This is a genomic window from Streptomyces sp. NPDC012637 (genome assembly GCF_042954805.1).
GTDB lineage: Bacteria > Actinomycetota > Actinomycetes > Streptomycetales > Streptomycetaceae > Streptomyces.
Window position 1 is genome coordinate 697,202 of the sequence record NZ_JBIBDS010000002.1, and the last position, 16,734, is coordinate 713,935.

15 protein-coding genes are annotated in these 16,734 nt (G+C 73.8%); 6 read left to right on the plus strand and 9 right to left on the minus strand.

Going from position 1 to position 16,734, the window contains the following annotated elements; translation table 11 throughout:
* Positions 1–5 precede the first annotated feature (5 nt).
* Positions 6–926, plus strand: coding sequence for a grixazone synthase (gene griF, locus ACFY8W_RS11305; RefSeq protein ID WP_391103105.1), 921 nt, complete (start codon positions 6–8; stop codon positions 924–926).
* An 81-nt stretch (positions 927–1,007) separates the two neighbouring features.
* The gene (locus ACFY8W_RS11310; RefSeq protein WP_391103107.1) at positions 1,008–2,303 is read left to right on the plus strand and encodes an MFS transporter; all 1,296 of its coding nucleotides are present in this window, start codon (positions 1,008–1,010) and stop codon (positions 2,301–2,303) included.
* 64 nt (positions 2,304–2,367) lie between these two features.
* Here the strand turns inward: ACFY8W_RS11310 and griH are convergent, their stop codons facing one another.
* The 4 genes from griH to pdxH all read right to left on the minus strand — a co-directional run bounded on the left by griH (position 2,368) and on the right by pdxH (position 6,732).
* Positions 2,368–3,474, minus strand: a complete 1,107-nt coding sequence (griH, locus tag ACFY8W_RS11315) for a 3-amino-4-hydroxybenzoic acid synthase (protein ID WP_391103110.1) — start codon at positions 3,472–3,474, stop codon at positions 2,368–2,370.
* Positions 3,475–3,542: 68 nt separating this feature from the next.
* Positions 3,543–4,334, minus strand: coding sequence for a 2-amino-3,7-dideoxy-D-threo-hept-6-ulosonate synthase (locus ACFY8W_RS11320; protein ID WP_391103112.1), 792 nt, complete (start codon positions 4,332–4,334; stop codon positions 3,543–3,545).
* 43 nt (positions 4,335–4,377) lie between these two features.
* Entirely contained in the window at positions 4,378–5,637 is a 1,260-nt protein-coding gene (locus ACFY8W_RS11325) for an aspartate kinase (protein WP_391103114.1), read from the minus strand.
* Between the two features lie 468 nt (positions 5,638–6,105).
* On the minus strand, positions 6,106–6,732 hold the full coding sequence (pdxH, locus tag ACFY8W_RS11330; RefSeq protein ID WP_391103879.1) for a pyridoxamine 5'-phosphate oxidase: 627 nt from the start codon (positions 6,730–6,732) through the stop codon (positions 6,106–6,108).
* Between the two features lie 268 nt (positions 6,733–7,000).
* On the opposite strand from pdxH, the gene ACFY8W_RS11335 reads away from it, so the two are divergent.
* Positions 7,001–8,110: a citrate synthase gene (locus tag ACFY8W_RS11335; RefSeq protein ID WP_391103117.1), complete on the plus strand. Its 1,110-nt coding sequence runs from the start codon at positions 7,001–7,003 to the stop codon at positions 8,108–8,110.
* Here the strand turns inward: ACFY8W_RS11335 and ACFY8W_RS11340 are convergent.
* The 5 genes from ACFY8W_RS11340 to ACFY8W_RS11360 all read right to left on the minus strand — a co-directional run bounded on the left by ACFY8W_RS11340 (position 8,080) and on the right by ACFY8W_RS11360 (position 12,250).
* Entirely contained in the window at positions 8,080–9,120 is a 1,041-nt protein-coding gene (locus ACFY8W_RS11340; RefSeq protein WP_391103119.1) for a 2-oxoglutarate and iron-dependent oxygenase domain-containing protein, read from the minus strand. The genes ACFY8W_RS11335 and ACFY8W_RS11340 overlap by 31 nt on opposite strands.
* 85 nt (positions 9,121–9,205) lie before the next feature.
* Positions 9,206–9,280: a putative leader peptide gene (locus ACFY8W_RS11345; RefSeq protein ID WP_391103882.1), complete on the minus strand. Its 75-nt coding sequence runs from the start codon at positions 9,278–9,280 to the stop codon at positions 9,206–9,208.
* Between the two features lie 83 nt (positions 9,281–9,363).
* Positions 9,364–9,942, minus strand: coding sequence for a TetR family transcriptional regulator (locus ACFY8W_RS11350; RefSeq protein WP_391103121.1), 579 nt, complete (start codon positions 9,940–9,942; stop codon positions 9,364–9,366).
* Positions 9,930–10,652, minus strand: coding sequence for an enoyl-CoA hydratase family protein (locus tag ACFY8W_RS11355; protein WP_391103124.1), 723 nt, complete (start codon positions 10,650–10,652; stop codon positions 9,930–9,932). Before ACFY8W_RS11355 ends, ACFY8W_RS11350 begins: the two co-directional genes overlap by 13 nt.
* The gene (locus tag ACFY8W_RS11360; protein ID WP_391103126.1) at positions 10,649–12,250 is read right to left on the minus strand and encodes an AMP-binding protein; all 1,602 of its coding nucleotides are present in this window, start codon (positions 12,248–12,250) and stop codon (positions 10,649–10,651) included. The genes ACFY8W_RS11355 and ACFY8W_RS11360 overlap by 4 nt, the downstream gene beginning before the upstream one ends.
* A gap of 393 nt (positions 12,251–12,643) precedes the next feature.
* On the opposite strand from ACFY8W_RS11360, the gene ACFY8W_RS11365 reads away from it, so the two are divergent.
* The 3 genes from ACFY8W_RS11365 (at position 12,644) to ACFY8W_RS11375 (ending at position 16,697) form a co-directional block, all read left to right on the plus strand.
* Entirely contained in the window at positions 12,644–13,894 is a 1,251-nt protein-coding gene (locus tag ACFY8W_RS11365) for a hypothetical protein (RefSeq protein WP_391103129.1), read from the plus strand.
* A 326-nt stretch (positions 13,895–14,220) separates the two neighbouring features.
* Positions 14,221–15,456 carry an AAA family ATPase gene (locus ACFY8W_RS11370; protein ID WP_391103132.1) on the plus strand — a complete coding sequence of 412 codons (1,236 nt, stop codon included), beginning with the start codon at positions 14,221–14,223 and terminating at the stop codon, positions 15,454–15,456.
* Entirely contained in the window at positions 15,453–16,697 is a 1,245-nt protein-coding gene (locus ACFY8W_RS11375) for a VWA-like domain-containing protein (protein WP_391103134.1), read from the plus strand. Before ACFY8W_RS11370 ends, ACFY8W_RS11375 begins: the two co-directional genes overlap by 4 nt.
* Positions 16,698–16,734: the final 37 nt, after the last annotated feature.

Below are 16,734 nucleotides of genomic sequence, written 5' to 3' on the forward strand. Positions count from 1 at the left end.
CCGCCATGGTGCACGTACGCAAGAACCACCTCGACATGACGGCCGAGGAGAAGCGACGGTTCATCCACGCGGTCAAGGAGATCAAGCGCAGAGGGATCTACGACCGCTTCGTCGACCTGCACATACGCATCAACTCCCAGGACTACCTGGACAAGGTGACCGGCAAGCGGCTCGGCCACATCAACCCGGGCTTCCTGCCCTGGCACCGCCAGTACCTCCTGCGCTTCGAGCGGGAGCTGCAGAAGGTCGACCCGCGCGTCACGCTCCCGTACTGGGACTGGAGCACCGACCACGGCGAGGACTCCCCGCTGTGGGCCGAGAACTTCATGGGCGGCAACGGCCGTCCCGGCGACCGGCGCGTCATGACCGGCCCGTTCGCCCGCGACAACGGCTGGGTCCTCAACGTCAGCGTCATCCCCGTCGGCGACGAGAACCCGGCCCTCAACGGCAACTACACCCACGACGAACGCGACTTCCTGGTCCGCGACATGGGCACGCTCACCGACAAGCTCCCCACCCCGAAGCAGCTCGACGACACCCTCGCCCTGAAGGTGTACGACTCGGCGCCGTTCAACCACACCTCCGGCAGCGAGCCGCCGTACGCGAGCTTCCGCAACCACCTGGAGGGCTACACGAAGTTCGCGTGGGAGGAGGCCGCGGGCAAGCTCCACGCGGCCGGCCACGTGTGGGTCGGCGGCCACATGATGTACATCGGCTCGCCCAACGACCCGGTGTTCTTCCTCAACCACTGCATGATCGACCGCTGTTGGGCCCTCTGGCAGGCCCGCAACCCCGAGGTCCCCCACTACCTCCCCCTGAAGCCGACCACGGACGTCCCCGACATCAACACCCCGCTGGGTCCGTGGCACACGATGACGCCGAAGGACCTGATCGACCACACCAAGTGGTACCGCTACGACAACTAGCACCCGGCAGGCGCCGGACCGCGGTCTCCTCGGAGGCCGGGGTCCGGCGCCTTCGTGTCTTCCCACCCCGAGGAGGTAATCGTGCTCCGAAGACACTCCCCCGCGGCCGTCCTCGCCCTGTGCTGGGCGGCGGTCTTCTTCGACGGCTTCGACGTCATGGTGTACGGCGCGGGCCTGCCGTACATGCTCGACGACCCCGCGTTCGGGCTCGACGCGGCGACCGCCGGCACCATCGGCAGCTGGACCACCTTCGGCATGCTGATCGGCGCCCTCGGCTGCGGCAGCCTCACCGACGGCGTGGGCCGCCGCCCGGTGCTCGTCGGCTGCGTCCTGGCCTTCTCCGCCGGCTCCGGCGTCTGCGCGGCGGCCGGCTCGATCGGCGTGTTCGGCGCCGGACGCTTCCTCACCGGCCTCGGCCTGGGCGGACTCATCCCCGTCTGCCTCGCCGTCGTCGCCGAGTTCACGCCCGAGCGCCGGGTGCCGCTGGCCACCGGCGTCCTCATGTCGGCGTACCACGCGGGCGGCATGGCCGCGACGGGCGTCGGCCTCTCCCTCGCCCCTTCGTACGGCTGGCGCTGGGCCTTCGCCGCGGGCGTCGTGCCCGCGCTCGTCGCCGTACCGCTGCTGCTCCGCTTCCTGCCCGAGTCCCCGACCGTCCTCGCGAACCGGGCACGGTCCGGCCGGAGCGCGACCGGCGAGGGCACGGCCGCCCGGGGCGGGGCCGGCCGGGGCCGCTCCGGGGAGCGGGCGCGGGCCGTGGCCGCGCTCGTCGGCCGCGAGCACCGCGCGGCCACGCTGCTCCTGTGGCTGGCCTCCGGGTGCGGTCTGCTGCTCGTGTACGGCCTGAGCACCTGGCTGCCGCAGCTGATGCGGGTCTCGGGCTACGGGCTCGGTTCCTCGGTCGGCTTCCTGATGGCGGTCAACGCGGGCGGCATCGCCGGCATGCTGCTGGCCGGCTGGGTCGGCTCCCGGTTCGGCGCCGTACCGGTGGCCGGGACCTGGTTCGTGATCACGGCCGGCTCCCTGCTGCTGCTCTCGGTGCGGATGCCGGTGCCGCTGACGTACGTCGTCGTCACGGTGACCGGGATCTGGCTCTACAGCGCCTCGACGATGGTGTACGCGGTGGCCGGCGGCTTCTACCCGGCGGAGCTGCGGGCCCCGGGGCTCGGCTGGGTCGCCGGGGTCGGGCGGCTCGGCGCCGTCCTCAGCCCCTGGCTGGGCGGCTGTCTCTTCTCCCACGGCCACGGCCGGTGGGGCTTCTTCGTCTTCGCCGCGGCCGGCCTGACCGGCGCGGTCGCGGTGTTCCTCAGCCGGGCGGTGCGGCGCCGCCCGGCCGCGCCCGCGGCGGACGTCCGGGCCGGCACGGCCACCGTGTGAGACGCCCCCGGCCGTGCCACCCGCGAGGGGTGGCACGGCCGGGGGGCAACCGCTGGAGGTGGACCTACTTCTCCAGGCAGAACTCGTCGATCGGGTAGCCGACGTGCCGGTCCTCGCTCGGCAGGTAGCCGAGGACGACGTCGCCCGGCTTCAGCTCCGTGCTGTTGAGGACCACGCCGTCGGGGCCGAGGACCCGGACGTGCCAGTCGTCCTGGAGGATCAGGTTCACCCGCTGCCCGTTCGGGGCCTCGGCGTCGATGGAGATCAGCGGACGGGACTCGATCTTCACGCGGCCGACCGTGACGAGCCGCGTGTTGCCCTTCACGTCCACGGCCGTGACCTTGCTGCCGGCCTTGAGCTCGCTGAGGTAGTTGGTGCGCTCGTCCTTGCCCAGCGTGTACGAGTGGATGGCACCGGCGTTGACCCGGAACGGGCGGGTCGGCATGTACGGCAGCGGGTGGGTCTCGCTGACGCACAGGATCATGCCCTTGGAGTGCGAGCCGACCAGGATGCCCTCGTCCTCGCGGAAGTGGGTGCAGGTGTCGACGCAGGCCCGCTCGCCCATGCCGATGTGGGTGGTCTCGACGATCCGCAGCTCGGTGAGGTTGACGTTCGGCACGTCGGCCTCCGCGGCCCGCTTCAGGGCGGCGGTGTCGCCGACCTTCGCCGGCGCCATCATCACGCCGTCGGAGCCGTGCTCCAGGACGCCGAAGATGATCTCGGCCTCCTCGACGTCCTGCGCGACCGTGACGAGCGAGCCGGTGGCGCGGGCCGCGGCGGCGATCACGATCTCCAGCGGGATCTTCGTGGGGTCGCGGAACAGCAGCACGCTCCAGCGCTCGGTGCGCGCGGACTCGCAGGCGTCCTCCAGGGTGGGCGCGTCGACGATCTCCACGAACCGGCCGAACTCCAGGTCCGGGTGGCGCAGGGCGAGTTCGGCCGGGGTGACGCCGTGCCGGGCGGGGTCGACGATGACGACGGTCGCGTCGCCGAAGTCGTCCGGCAGCGGCTTGCCCTGCGGGAAGAGCACCTTGGTCACGGTCGGCGGCAGGTCCTTCAGGTCCGCGGTGTCGTCGGCGACGACCGCCTCCACACGGTGGTGCAGGGCCTCCTGGAGGATCGCCGCGCGGGCCTCGCCGAGGGAGCGGATGTCGAGCCAGCTGATCTTCACGGAACTCTCCTGATCTGTCGGTGTGCTCTGATCTGGTGTTCTTGCCGGTGCGCCGCGGTCGGTGCGCTCTACAGGGCGGCGGCGTGTCGGCCGTGCACGAGGTCGGAAAGCTTGTCGGTGAGGGCGCCCGGGTTCGGGGCCTGGAAGACGTTGCGGCCCATCGCGATGCCGGCGGCGCCGCCGGCGAGGGCCTCCTCGACGTAGGCGAGGGTGGCGGCCTCGTCGTCGTTGCGCGGGCCGCCGGTCACGATGACCGGCACGGCGGCGGTGGCGGTGACGTCGCGCATCGCGGCGACGGAGCCGACGTACGGGCTCTTGACGACGTCGGCGCCGAGGTCGGCGGCGAGCTGGACGGCGTGGGCGACGAGCGCCGGGTCCCGCGGGTCGTGGATCTTGGGGCCGCGCGGGTACATCATCGCGAGCAGCGGAACGTTCCAGCGGTCGCAGGCGTCGCCCACCGCCGCCAGGTCGGCGATCTGCCGCCGCTCCTCGTCGGAGCCCAGGTTGACGTGGACGCTGACCGCGTCGGCACCGAGCCGCAGCGCCTCCTCGACGCTCGCCACCAGGTACTTGGCATTCGGGTCGGGGGCGTGCACGGTGCTGGCGCTCAGGTGCAGGATCAGCGAGGTGTGGGCGAACCACTCGGGGTCGATCCGCCGCAGCGCGCCCTTGTGCAGCACGACGGCGTCGACGTGGTGGCGGGCCAGGTCGCCGACGAGCGCACCGACCCGGCTGCCGCCGGTCACGGGGCCGTCGGTGACGGAGTGGTCGAGCGGAACGACGAGCAGCCGGTCCGGGGCGTGGCGGTGCAGCCTGCGCAGCCGTAAGCGGCGTGCGAAGGACAACTGGTCGGTCGTCATCGGTACTCCCAGAAGGGTGGTCAGGGCGGCCGGGTGCCGGCGGTCAGGTCCGGGTGGCCAGGGTCAGCGGGGTGTCTCCCGGCGAGGCGTCGAGCTCGAACTCGGTGTGCAGGAGCCGGACCGCCCGGTGCGCGTCGGCGCGCGGCACGGTCACCGAGATCCGCAGCTGGGAGGCGGAGAAGGCGCCGGCGGCGATGCCGCGGCCGGACAGCGCGGACAGCATCCGGGCCGCGTACTGGGGGCGGCTGAGCAGGCCCTTGCCGACGATCGACACCTTGGCCACGGAGTCGTCGACGGTGAGCGCGTCGGCCCCGGCGGCGGCGTGCGCGGCGAGGAACTCGCGTACCGCCGCGACCCGGGTGTGCGGCACGGTCAGGCCGATCGTGTGGCCGCCGCCGCGCTCCTCGTGCACGGAGGTCATGTCGGCGGGGACGGCCCGCCGACCCAGCTCGCGGAAGACCGTGAGCGCCGGGTTCTCGGCGGCGCCCGCGGTGCGGACGGTGACCCGTGCCGCGTCCTGGTCGTGTACGACCGCCATGACGGCGGCCTGGGTCTCGAGCATGTCGTCTTCGTCCTTCGCGTGGATACGGGTGCCGGTACCGGAGGCCGCCGAGTGGCCGACGTGGATGTCGAGGCCGCACAGCGCGGCGAGTTCGACCGCGCGGGAGTGCATGACCTTCGCGCCGGCGAAGGCCATTTCGGCCATCACGTCCATGTCGAGCCGCGGCAGCAGCCGGGCCGCGGGCACCAGCCGGGGGTCGGCACTGAGGACGCCGGGCACGTCGGTGTAGATCTCGCAGTGCGTGGCGCCGAGTTCGGCCGCCGCGGCGACGGCCGTGGTGTCCGAGCCGCCGCGGCCGAGCGTGATGATGTCGCCGTGCGCGTCGACGCCCTGGAAGCCGGCGACGACCACGACCCGGCCCGCGTCGAGCAGCCGCTCGGCGCGCTCGGTGTCGATCGCGACGATCACTCCCGCGCCCGGCGGCCCGGAGGCGAGGATGCCGGTCTGGGCGCCGGACAGCGCGGTGGCGGGGGTGCCGAGGCGCTGCAGGGCCATCGCGGTGAGCGCGGCGGAGGCCGCCTCGCCGGTGGCGAGCAGCTGGTCGACCTCGCGGCCGTCGGCTTCGGGGTTGATCTCGCCGGCCGTGCGGATGAGCTGGTCGGTGGTCTTGCCCCGGGCGGAGACGACGACGGCGACGCGCCGGCCGGTGGCGGCGACGCGGGCGACCCGGCGGGCCACCCGGCGCAGGTGCTCGGTGGTGGCCAGCGAACTGCCGCCGAACTTCTGCACCACTGTGCCCATGACTCCTCCGCTCGTCGGTGAACTCGTGCCACCGAGCCAACCCGAGCGCCGTATCGGACCCCGTATCGCACGGGCTATCCGGAGCGCATCGGGGTCGCATCGGAGGGTGACGGCGGGGAGGGGGCGGAGAACAGGGGGCGGAGGGAGCGGAGAGGAGGGTCGTGGAGAGGGCGCGAAAAAAGGGGTTGAACGAGGAGCGGAGGCTTCTTAGTGTGTGGTCACACGCGAAAGGAGGTGATCCGAAAAAATGGTTTCTTTTCGGACTCGTGAGGTGACTGCGGGCTAAGGCCTGCCGTCGCACTCTGTGCACCTCGGCAGGCCTTCTGCCGAACACCAACGCAGTCACCCGACCCGTGGGCCGCCGGTCAGTCCGGCCGGCTCCCGTCCGAACCTAGGCGGACGGGACCAAGGCCCACGGGTCGTCTGCGTTCACCGCGGACATCGCCTCCCGCGGCCCGTCACGGCCCCTCACGGCGACAGGCGCTCGACCTTCCAGGTCTCCCCGTCCCGTACGTAGCGGAGCCGGTCGTGCAGCCGGTTCTCGTGGCCCTGCCAGAACTCCACCGCCTCCGGTACGACGCGGAAGCCGCCCCACTCCGGCGGCACCGGTACCTGCTCGCGCTCCGGGTAGCGGGCGGCCAGCTCCTCGTACCGGGCGAGCAGCTCGGCCCGCGACTCGATCACCGAGGACTGGTGGCTGGCCCACGCGCCCAGCTGCGAGCCGTGCGGCCGGGTGCGGAAGTACGCCACCGTCTCGTCCCGGCCCACGCGGGCGGCGCGGCCGGTGACGACGACCTGGCGGGCCAGCGGGTGCCAGGGGAAGAGCAGCGAGACGTACGGGTTGGCGGCCAGCTCGCGGCCCTTGCGGGAGCCGTAGTTGGTGAAGAAGACGAAACCGGCCTCGTCGTAGTGCTTGAGCAGCACCGTGCGGGAGGACGGGCGGCCGTCGGGGCTGGCGGTGGAGACGACCATCGCGTTCGGCTCGTGGATCGCCGGGCTAGCGGCGGTCTCCTTGAACCAGCGCGCGAACTGTTCGACCGGTTCGGGTGCGAGGTCGGCCACGGTGAGCTCCATGGTCCGGTACTGCTCGCGCATGTCGGCGGGATCGAGAGCGTCGGGATCGAGAGCGTCGGTCACGGGCTCCATCCTGCCGTAGTGGCGCAGTCTGCCCGGCACCGCGTGCCGCTAACCCTTCCTCCCCGGAACGGCGCAGTGTGCCGGATGTCACGCTTCCCCGCATCATCGGAACCGTACAGACTCATGCGCTGGATCCCTGTTGCGTCTTACCAAGACCACCGGTCGAATGATTGATCATCGATCAGCCGTTCCCCACGACTGATCCTCATGCTGGAGGAGCCGCCCCATGTCCGACTTCGTACCCGGGCTCGAAGGAGTCGTCGCGTTCGAGACGGAGATCGCCGAACCCGACAAGGAGGGCGGCGCCCTTCGCTACCGCGGGGTCGACATCGAGGACCTGGTCGGTCACGTCTCCTTCGGCAACGTGTGGGGCCTCCTGGTCGACGGCGCCTTCAACCCCGGCCTGCCGGCGGCCGAGCCGTTCCCGATCCCGGTGCACTCCGGTGACATCCGGGTCGACGTGCAGTCCGCGCTCGCCATGCTCGCGCCGGTCTGGGGCCTCAAACCGCTCCTGGACATCTCCGCCGAGCGGGCCCGCGACGACCTCGCCCGCGCCGCCGTCATGGCGCTGTCCTACGTCGCCCAGTCGGCGCGCGGCCAGGGCCTGCCGATGGTGCCGCAGCGCGAGATCGACAAGGCGCAGTCGGTCGTCGAGCGGTTCATGATCCGCTGGCGCGGCGAGCCGGACCCGAAGCACGTCAAGGCCGTCGACGCGTACTGGACCTCGGCCGCCGAGCACGGCATGAACGCCTCCACGTTCACCGCCCGCGTCATCGCCTCCACCGGCGCGGACGTGGCCGCGGCCCTGTCCGGCGCCGTCGGCGCCATGTCGGGCCCGCTGCACGGCGGCGCGCCGTCCCGGGTCCTCGGCATGATCGAGGAGATCGAGCGGACGGGCGACGCGACGGCGTACGTGAAGCAGGCGCTCGACAACGGCGAGCGGCTGATGGGCTTCGGCCACCGCGTGTACCGCGCCGAGGACCCGCGCGCCCGCGTCCTGCGCCGCACGGCCAAGGAACTCGCCGCGCCGCGCTTCGAGGTCGCCGAGGCGCTGGAGAAGGCGGCCCTGGAGGAGCTGCACAACCGCCGCCCCGACCGCGTCCTCGCCACGAACGTCGAGTTCTGGGCCGCGATCGTGCTCGACTTCGCCGAGGTCCCGGCGCACATGTTCACGTCGATGTTCACCTGCGCCCGTACGGCGGGCTGGTCGGCACACATCCTGGAGCAGAAGCGCACGGGCCGCCTGGTGCGCCCGTCGGCCCGCTACACGGGCCCCGGCCAGCGGGACCCGCGCGAGATCGAGGGTTACTCCGACATCACGGACATCGCCGGCTGACCGTCCTTGACCAGCAGGTCCGCGTGGTGGCGGGCCGCGGCGAGCGGGTGGGCGCGCAGCTTGCCCTTCAGCTCGTTGAAGCCGTACTCGGCGAACAGCGGGTTCGCCGGGTCGGCGGTCACGCCGGGCGCGGAGGCGGCGTGCGGGAACTCCAGCGGGGCGATCCGGGCGTCGAGCCGCGGGTTGTAGAAGAACGGGACGGAGAACCGTTCCGTCGCTCCGGGCGGTGACACCACGCGGTGGTTGGTGGCGACGAGGTAGCCGTTCGTCGCCACCTCCAGGAGCTCGCCCAGGTTCACGACGAACGCGCCCGGCAGCGGCGGCACGTCGTGGAAGACGCCGTCCTCCCGCTCCACCTGGAGCCCGCCCACGTGGTCCTGCAGGAGCAGGGTGAGGAAGCCGTAGTCCTTGTGCGCGCCGACGCCCTGGTCGTCGCCCTCGCCGCTGCTGCCGGGATAGCGGACCAGCTTGAGGTGCGGGTGGGCGCGGGCCCCGAAGACGTCGTCGTAGAAGTCCGGCGCGGCGCCGATGGACGTGAGCAGCTCGTGCAGCAGGCGCTCGGCGACGCCGGACAGCCGCTCGACCCAGTTGAGCGCCGCGAGGCGCAGCTCCGGCAGCACCTCGGGCCACTGGTTGGGCCCCTGCAGCCACCAGTACGGCGGCTCTCCCGGCGCCGGTACGTGCGCGGGACGCTCGGCCCCGATGTCCAGCTGGTCCCGCCAGTCCCGGGCCCCGGCGGTGCGCTCGTCGCCGATCCGGGTGTAGCCGCGGAAGTGCGGCGAGTTCGTGGTGTCGAGCGCGAGCCGGTCGCCCTCGGGCAACGCGAAGAACGCGTGCATCGCGTCGGTCAGCGCCCGCGTCTCGGCCTCGGTCACACCGTGCCCGACGAGCTGGAAGAAGCCCACGTCATGGGCGGCGGAGTGGAGCTGCGCGTGCAGCAGACGACGGGCCTGCGGCCCGCGGTCGGCGGCGGAGAGGTCGACGATGGGAAGCTGCGAGGGGTAACTCATGATGTGCGTCCGCGGTGGGTGTACGGCGCCCGGTGCGACGCGAGGGCGTGCGTCCGTGCCGGGCGGTGGGGTGGGTGTGTCGGGGTCAGCGCCGACCGGGACAGCCCATGCTCGCGACGCGGAGCAGATCCACGTGGCGGCGACGTACGAGCGAAAGCATGCGACCAGCCTACTGCGCCCCCGCCTCCCACGATGTGGCGCGGGTCACTCCGGCGGCAGGTCGGGGCGAGGGCCCCGTCCGGTTCAGCCCAGGGCCCTGTCCAGGAGCTCCGTCCACTGCGCGACGACCCGTTCGCGGCGGGCGCGGTCGTCGGTGAGGAGGGTGGCGAGGCCCAGGCCGCGGGCCATGTCGAGGAGGCCCTGGACGGACTCGCGGACGCCGGGGCGGGACTCGTCGGCGCCGAGGAGCTGGACGGCGATGCGGTGGGACTCGCGGCCCACCCGGGCCTCCAGCTCGGTGACGCGGGGGCGGAGCTGCTCCTCGTTGGAGGCGGCGACCCACAGGTGCAGGGCGGCGCGGAAGAGCGGGCCGGTGTAGAGGTCGACGAGGGCGGCGACGACCGTCTCGCGGTCCTGGGTCGGGATCGTCCGCAGCGCCTGGGAGCGTTCCTCCGCCACGTACTCGACCGCCGCCGTGAACAGGTCCTCCCGGGTCGGGAAGTGGTGCTGGGCGGCGCCCCGGGACACCCCGGCGCGTTCCGCGACCACCGCCACGGTGGAGCCCGCCCAGCCGTGCTCGGCCAGGCAGGCCACCGCCGCCTCCAGGAGCCGCTGCCGGGTGGCGCGGCTCCTGTCCTGCTTCGGGCCGGTCAGAGCCGCCACGTCGGGTCCCGTCGTTCGAGGAAGGCCGTCATCCCTTCGCGCGCCTCGGCCGAGGCGAACAGCGAGGCCGACAACTGCACCAGCTCCTCCGCCTCGCGTTCGAAGGTGTCCAGGACTCTAGCCGTGACCAGCCGCTTCGCCTCGCGCAGCCCCTGCGGGGAGCCCTGCCGCAGCCCGTCGAGGATCCGGTCCCGCTCGGCGAGCGGCGCCGTCACCAGGCCCATCCGCAGCGCCTCCGCCGTGCCGAAGCGCTCGCCCGTCAGGTAGTACCGCGCCGCCGCCCGCGGCTCCAGCCTCGGCAGCAGGGTCAGCGAGATCACCGCGGGCGCCACCCCGATCCGTACCTCGGTGAGCGCGAAGTCCGACTCCTCGGAGGCGAGGACGACGTCGCAGGCGCCGAGGAGTCCCAGGCCGCCGGCCCGGGCATGGCCGTCGACGACCCCGACGACCGGCTTCGGCAGCTCGACGATCTGCCGGAGCAGGTCCACGAAGGCGTACGGCCCGGGCGGGGCCTTCAGGTCGGCGCCGGCGCTGAAGGTCCCGCCCGCGTGGGTGAGGACCACCGCCCGGACCGCCGGGTCCTTTCCGCACGCGGCGAGCGCGTCGGCGAGCTCGGCCACCAGGGGCGCGGAAAGCGCGTTGCGGTTGGCCGGGGAGTCCAGGGTGAGCGTGGTGACGCCCCGGTCGTGCACGGTGCCGACAAGACTCATGTGCGGTCCCTCAGTTCCCGGCGCAGGATCTTGCCCGACGCCGCTCGGGGCACGGTGGCGACGAACTCCACCTGCCGGATCTTCTTGTACGGGGCGACCCGCTCGGCGACGTAGCCGAGGACGTCGTCGGCGGACAGCTCCGCCGCGTGCGGCTGGCGCACGACGAAGGCCTTCGGGACCTCCGCGCCGTCGCCGTCGACGACACCGATGACGGCCGCGTCCGCGATGCCCCGGTGGGTCAGCAGCAGCGCCTCCAGCTCGGCCGGCGGCACCTGGAAGCCCTTGTACTTGATGAGTTCCTTCACCCGGTCGACCACGTACAGCCAGCCGTCCTCGTCGACCCGGCCGACGTCCCCGGTGTGCAGCCAGCCGTCCTCGTCGATCATCGCGGCCGTCGCCTCGGGCCGGCCCAGATAGCCCTTCATGACCTGCGGCCCGCGGATCGCTATCTCGCCCTCCTCACCGGGCGGCACGTCCTTGGCCGGGTCGTCGAGGGAGACCAGCCGCATCTCGGTGCCCGGCAGCAGCTTGCCGACGGTCCCGGGCGGGGGGTTCTCCGTCGCCAGCGGGACCAGGTGGGTGGCCGGTGACAACTCGGTCATGCCGTACGCCTGGAGGACCGGCGGCAGCCCGAGCCGCGCCGAACACGCCTCGGCGAGCGCCGCGTCGAGCGGGGCCGCCGAGCAGACGACGTACCGCAGCGACGACAGGTCGTAGTCCGCGACCGCCGGGTGCTTGGCGAGCGCGAGGACGATCGGCGGCGCCACGTACAGGGCGTTGATGCGGTGCTTCTCGATCGCGGCGAGGAAGCCGTCGAGCTCGAAGCGAGGCAGGACGACGACGGTCGCGCCGCGCCGCAGCGGGGCGTTCATCAGTGCCGTCAGGCCGTACACGTGGAAGAACGGCAGCACGGCGAGGATCCGGTCACCGGGGCCCATCGGCATGAGCGGTTCGAGCTGCGCGAGGTTGGTGGCGATCGAGGTGTGGGTGAGCATCACGCCCTTGGGGATGCCGGTGGTGCCGGAGGAGTACGGCAGGGCGGCGACGTCCGTGTCCGGATCGACGTCCGGCGCCGGCTCGGGCGCGGTGGAGCCGAGGAAGTCCTGGAGGGAGCGGATCCGGGTCCCGTCGGCCTCGGGCTCCCCGGGCGCCTGGTCGCAGACGAGGATCTCCTCGACGCCGCCCGCGAGTTCGGCCGCCGCGCGGGCCACCGCGAGCAGCGGCGAGACGGTCACGATCCAGCGCGCGGCGCAGTCGCGGAGCTGCTTGGCGAACTCCTCGGCCGTGGCGAGCGGGTGCACGGTCGTGACGGACGCGCCGGCGCGGGTCGCCGCGTAGAAGGCGACCGGGAACAGCACGGTGTTGGGGCTGTGCAGGGCGAGCACGTCGCCCTTCCGCACCCCCGCCTCCGCCAGCCCCGCGGCGACCCGCCGGTGGAAGGCGTCCACCTGCCCGTACGTGAGCGTGAGCGCCCCGTCGCCGCCGGTGCCGTCGACCAGCGCGGGCTGCTCGCCGAACTCGGCGGCGCGGCCGAGGACGGCGTCGTGGATGGGGAGGGAGACGGCCGGGACGTCGGCGTACTCGCTGCGAAACACCATGCGTGCGTGCCCCCTGACTCTGGGTGGGTGGTGGCGACAGAATGGCTCGTGCGGGTACGGCTTGGGGAGACCCCGGAAGGTTCTGGCAGGACCTTGGCAGCAGTACGGGAAACAAGCAAGCGCGCATGCATGGTTCTGTGTGGCTGCCCGGCGGGGCGATATGCCTGGCGGGGCCGGGCGGGATGTGGTTACGATCGCCGCGATGACGACTCACTCTGTTCTCAGATTGGGGGTCCCGTCCGCGCAAGGTGAGTGCTGATGGCCACTCACGACGCGTACGGTGCGACCCGTTTCCCTTCCTCTCCCGCTTCGTCCTTCGCTTCTTCCTTCGCTTCTTCCTTCGCTGCGTCTCCCACCTCTTCCGCAGCCTTCTCGCCCTCCTTCTGGCCGCGCGTGCGCGAGTTCGCCGTGCCGGCCTCCGTGATCGGGACCGCGACCGCCCGCCGGCTCGTCGGCGACTGGGCCGGGGCGTGCGCCGCCGCGGGCTTCGACGTCGACCTGGACCTCGCGTCCCTCGCGCGTCGCCGCGGCCGGGACCTGGCGGCCCGGGTCCGGGCGGACCTCCGGCACCTGGCGCCCGACCTGCTGCGCTGGCACATGCCGCGGATCGCTCCCGACGGGCTCCTGCGCCCCGGCCTCACCGTCCGGCTGGCCCGGTACGGCCCGGTGCACCTCGTGGTGCGCACGGCGCCGGCCTGGGCGGACGGCGGTCAGCGGATCAGCCTGGCGCTGTGGGACGGGGACTCCCTGGGGGCCGAGGCCGCCGCCCTGCATCCGCATCCCCGGCCGAGCCGGCGCTTCCGGCTCGACCTGCACCGGCACCTGTGGGACGCCCGCCGGGCCGGTGAGCTTCGGGACCGGGCCGGGGCCTGCGGGCCGCCGCTGCCGGACGCCGAGCGGTGGGCGGCCGAGGCCCGGATCCTGCTCGGCGCCGAAGGGCGGGCCGCCGGCCGCGTCGCCGTACGCGCCGGGGACCGCCGCTTCGTCCTCGACGTCGGGCCGTCCACGGTCGCGGGCGTCGAACCGGGCGGCGCGGGCGGCACGTTGCCCCTGCTGCCCGACGCGGCGACCTGGCTGCCGCCGGACCTGGAGCTGTTGCGGGCCGGCGCGGTCGAGGCCGGCCGGCTGCACCCGCTGGTCGCCGCCGCGCTCGTACCGGAACGCGGCACCCCGGAGCCCGCACCGCCTCCCGACCCGCGCGCGCCCCGCATCGTGGAGTGCCGTGGCGCGCTGCACCGGATCGCCCTGGTCGACGGCGTCCTCGCGCCGCTGGACCACGATCCGGAGGAGCTGCGGCGGGAGGAGCTGCTCGTCGCCCTGTCCGGCACCCCGCTGCCCTGCCTGCGGGTCATCGACGAGGCGCACCGCAGGCCCGACACCCTCGACGACGTGCGGGAACGGCTACGGCACGGTGACACCGCCGGGGCACTGGCCGCCGTCGAGGGCCTGCTCGGCCCCGAGGCCGTGCTGCGCTCCGGCCCGCTCCAGGAGGCCCTGGAGGCCGCCGCCGAACGGCGGCTGGTGCACGGGCTCTACCGGGCGGGACTGGCCCGGCCCGAGAACCACCGGCCGCCCGACCGACCCGTCCATCCGCGGCTGCGCCGGTCCGCCCGCTCCCGCCCCCGGGACGCCGTCCGGCGCTGACCGGCGCCCGCCTGCCCGCCCGACCGCCTGCCCGCGCACCCGCCTGCCCGCCTGCCCGCCTGCCCGCCTGCCTGCCCGACCGCCTGCCCGCGCACCCGCGCACCCGGTCCCGATTCCCGCTGACCTCCGTGGCCTCCCTGGCCTCCCTGGCCGCTCCGGCCTCCCTGATCTTCCGGATCCCCCGGATCCCCCAGAACCCCGGATCCCCCAGAACCCCGGATCCGCCAGATCCCCCGGATCCCCCGGATCTCCCGGATCTCCCGGATCTCCCGGATCTCCTGGGCCTCCCGGCCCTCCTCACACCCTCACACCCTCAGGTGACCCACATGACTGCTTGCGCTCCCGCGTCCACTCCCCCGGCCCAGCTCGACGTCGCCGCCGACCTGCTCGCCCTGCTGCGTGACACCCGCACCGAGCCCCGTCCCGACACCCAGCTTGAGGCCCTGACCCTCGCCGTCGCCGCCGACCTCCCGGTGCTGCTGTGGGGCGAGCCCGGCATCGGCAAGACCGCCGCGCTCACCCGGCTCGCCGAGGAACTCGACCTGCCGCTCACCACGGTGATTGCCAGCGTCCACGAACCGTCCGACTTCTCCGGACTGCCGATCGTCGGCGACGACCCGGCCGAGCAGGGCGTGCCGCTGGCTCCGCCGGACTGGGCCGTGCGCCTGGTACGGGCCGGGCGCGGGCTGCTGTTCCTGGACGAGCTGTCCACCGCCACACCCGCCGTCCAGGCGGCGCTGCTGCGCCTGGTCCTGGAGCGGCGCATCGGCTCGCTCCAGCTGCCGCCCGGCGTACGGATCGTGGCCGCCGCCAACCCGCGTGCCTCGGCCGCCGACGGCTGGGAGCTGAGCCCGCCGCTCGCCAACCGCTTCGTGCACCTGCTGTGGGCCCACGACCACGAGGTGGTGGTGCGCGGGCTCGGTGGCACCTGGCCGCGGGCGACCCTGCCCAAGCTGGACGCCGCCCTGCTGCCGCAGGCCGTGGACCGGGCCCGCCGGGCGGTGTGCGGGCTGCTCGGCAGCCGGCCGGCGCTCGTCCACCGGCTGCCGGGCAACGAGACCCGCAGGGGCGGGGCCTGGCCGTCGCCGCGCAGCTGGGACATGGCGCTGTCCCTGATCGCCTTCGCCACCGCCGCGGGCTCCTCCCGGGACGTGCTCTCGCTGCTCGTGCGCGGCACCGTCGGCGACGGTCCCGGGCTCGAACTCCTCGCATGGCTGGACCGGATGGACCTCCCGGACCCCGAGGTGCTGCTCGCCGATCCCGGGGCGGCCGAGCTGCCGGAGCGCGGCGACCGCCGTCAGGCCACCCTCGAAGGAGTGGTGGAGGCGGTCAGGGCCCGCCCGGCGAAGGCGCGTTGGGACGCGGCCTGGGCCCTGCTCGTACGCGCCCTGGAGACCGGGGCGCCGGACCTGGTGGTGGTGCCGGCGACGACCCTGGCCTCGCTGCGGCAGGAGGACTGGGACGTTCCGGAGGCGATCGAGCGGCTCGCGGGCGTGGTGTCGGTGTCCCGGCGAGCGGACCGCTCGGTGGCGCGCGTGACCGCCGTGGGCGCGGGCCGATGAGCGCGGACACGCGCCCTGCCCCGGGCCTCGACCGGGAGAAGCTGTTCGCCGCGCGCCTGCACGCCGTGCGCGTGCGGCCGTACCTGGCGACCGCGCTCTTCGCCCTGCACGTCGTCGAGTCGCGGCGGGTGCGGACGATGGGTGTCGACCGGTGGTGGCGGTGCTACGCCTCGCCGGAGTTCGTGGCCGCCACCTCCGTCGAGGAGCTCGCCGGCGTGTGGGTGCACGAGGTGTCCCACCTGCTCCGCGACCACCACGGCCGCAGCGACCGGGTGGCCCGCGAGCGCGGGCTCACCGGCGCCTCGGAGCGGCTGCGGATGAACATCGCCGCCGACTTCGAGATCAACGACGACATCTACGGCGAAGGGCTCGTGCGCCCCGAGGGCGCGCTGCTGCCCTCCGACCTGCGGCTCCCGACGGACGGGCTGATGGAGGACTACCTGCGGCAGTTCCAGCTCGGGCCCTGGCTGCCCGACACGGCCGCCTGGCTGGACTGCGGCAGCGGCGCCGACGGCCTGGACCGGGAGTGGGAGCTCGGCCCCGGCGGCGCGGACGGGCTGAGCGAGCAGGAGCGGGACGCCGTCCGCTTCCGGGTGGCCGAGGGCATCACGGGCCGCCCGGGCGGCGTGCCGGCGGGCTGGCAGCGGTGGGCTGAGGAGGCGTTCCATCCGCCGCAGCCCTGGCGGCAGCTCCTCGGCGCCGCGGTGCGCTCGGCCGCCGCGGCGGCCGGCGCGGGCGACGACCACAGCTACGGCCGGCCGTCCCGCCGCTCGGTCTCCCTGCCCGGCATCGTGCTGCCGAGCCTGCGCCGCCGGCCGCCGCGGGTGTCGGTGGTCATCGACACCTCCCTGTCGGTCAGCGACGCCGAGCTGGGCAGCGCGCTCCTGGAGGTCACCGCGATCTCGCGGGCGGTGGGCGGCCGGCGCGAGCTGGTGAACGTCGTCCCGTGCGACGCGGCGGCCCGCGTAGTGCACCCGCTGTGCCGGGCGGAGGGCATCCCGCTGGTCGGGGGCGGCGGCACGGACCTGCGCACGGGCTTCGCCACCGCACTGCGCTCCCGCCCCCGTCCCGACGTCGTGGTCGTCCTCACCGACGGCCAGACGCCCTGGCCGTCGAGCCGCCCGCCGTGCCGCACGGTCGTCGGACTGTTCCCGCGGACCGGCGGCCCGGTGGACGAGGACGACCCCGACTACGTACCGGACTCGCCGCCGGACTGGGCGCACGTGGTCGAGATCGGCTGATCGGCCAGGCGGGACAGGCGAACGGCCCGCCCTCCGG

Bases quoted from the DNA above. Each gene is read 5' to 3' on its own strand.
- griF (WP_391103105.1), top strand. From the start codon at position 6: ATGGTGCACGTACGCAAGAACCACCTCGACATGACGGCCGAGGAGAAG.
- ACFY8W_RS11320 (WP_391103112.1), bottom strand. From the start codon at position 4,334: ATGACGACCGACCAGTTGTCCTTCGCACGCCGCTTACGGCTGCGCAGG.
- ACFY8W_RS11325 (WP_391103114.1), bottom strand. From the start codon at position 5,637: ATGGGCACAGTGGTGCAGAAGTTCGGCGGCAGTTCGCTGGCCACCACC.
- pdxH (WP_391103879.1), bottom strand. From the start codon at position 6,732: ATGCGCGAGCAGTACCGGACCATGGAGCTCACCGTGGCCGACCTCGCA.
- ACFY8W_RS11335 (WP_391103117.1), top strand. From the start codon at position 7,001: ATGTCCGACTTCGTACCCGGGCTCGAAGGAGTCGTCGCGTTCGAGACG.
- ACFY8W_RS11340 (WP_391103119.1), bottom strand. From the start codon at position 9,120: ATGAGTTACCCCTCGCAGCTTCCCATCGTCGACCTCTCCGCCGCCGAC.
- ACFY8W_RS11355 (WP_391103124.1), bottom strand. From the start codon at position 10,652: ATGAGTCTTGTCGGCACCGTGCACGACCGGGGCGTCACCACGCTCACC.
- ACFY8W_RS11360 (WP_391103126.1), bottom strand. From the start codon at position 12,250: ATGGTGTTTCGCAGCGAGTACGCCGACGTCCCGGCCGTCTCCCTCCCC.
- ACFY8W_RS11370 (WP_391103132.1), top strand. From the start codon at position 14,221: ATGACTGCTTGCGCTCCCGCGTCCACTCCCCCGGCCCAGCTCGACGTC.
- ACFY8W_RS11375 (WP_391103134.1), top strand. From the start codon at position 15,453: ATGAGCGCGGACACGCGCCCTGCCCCGGGCCTCGACCGGGAGAAGCTG.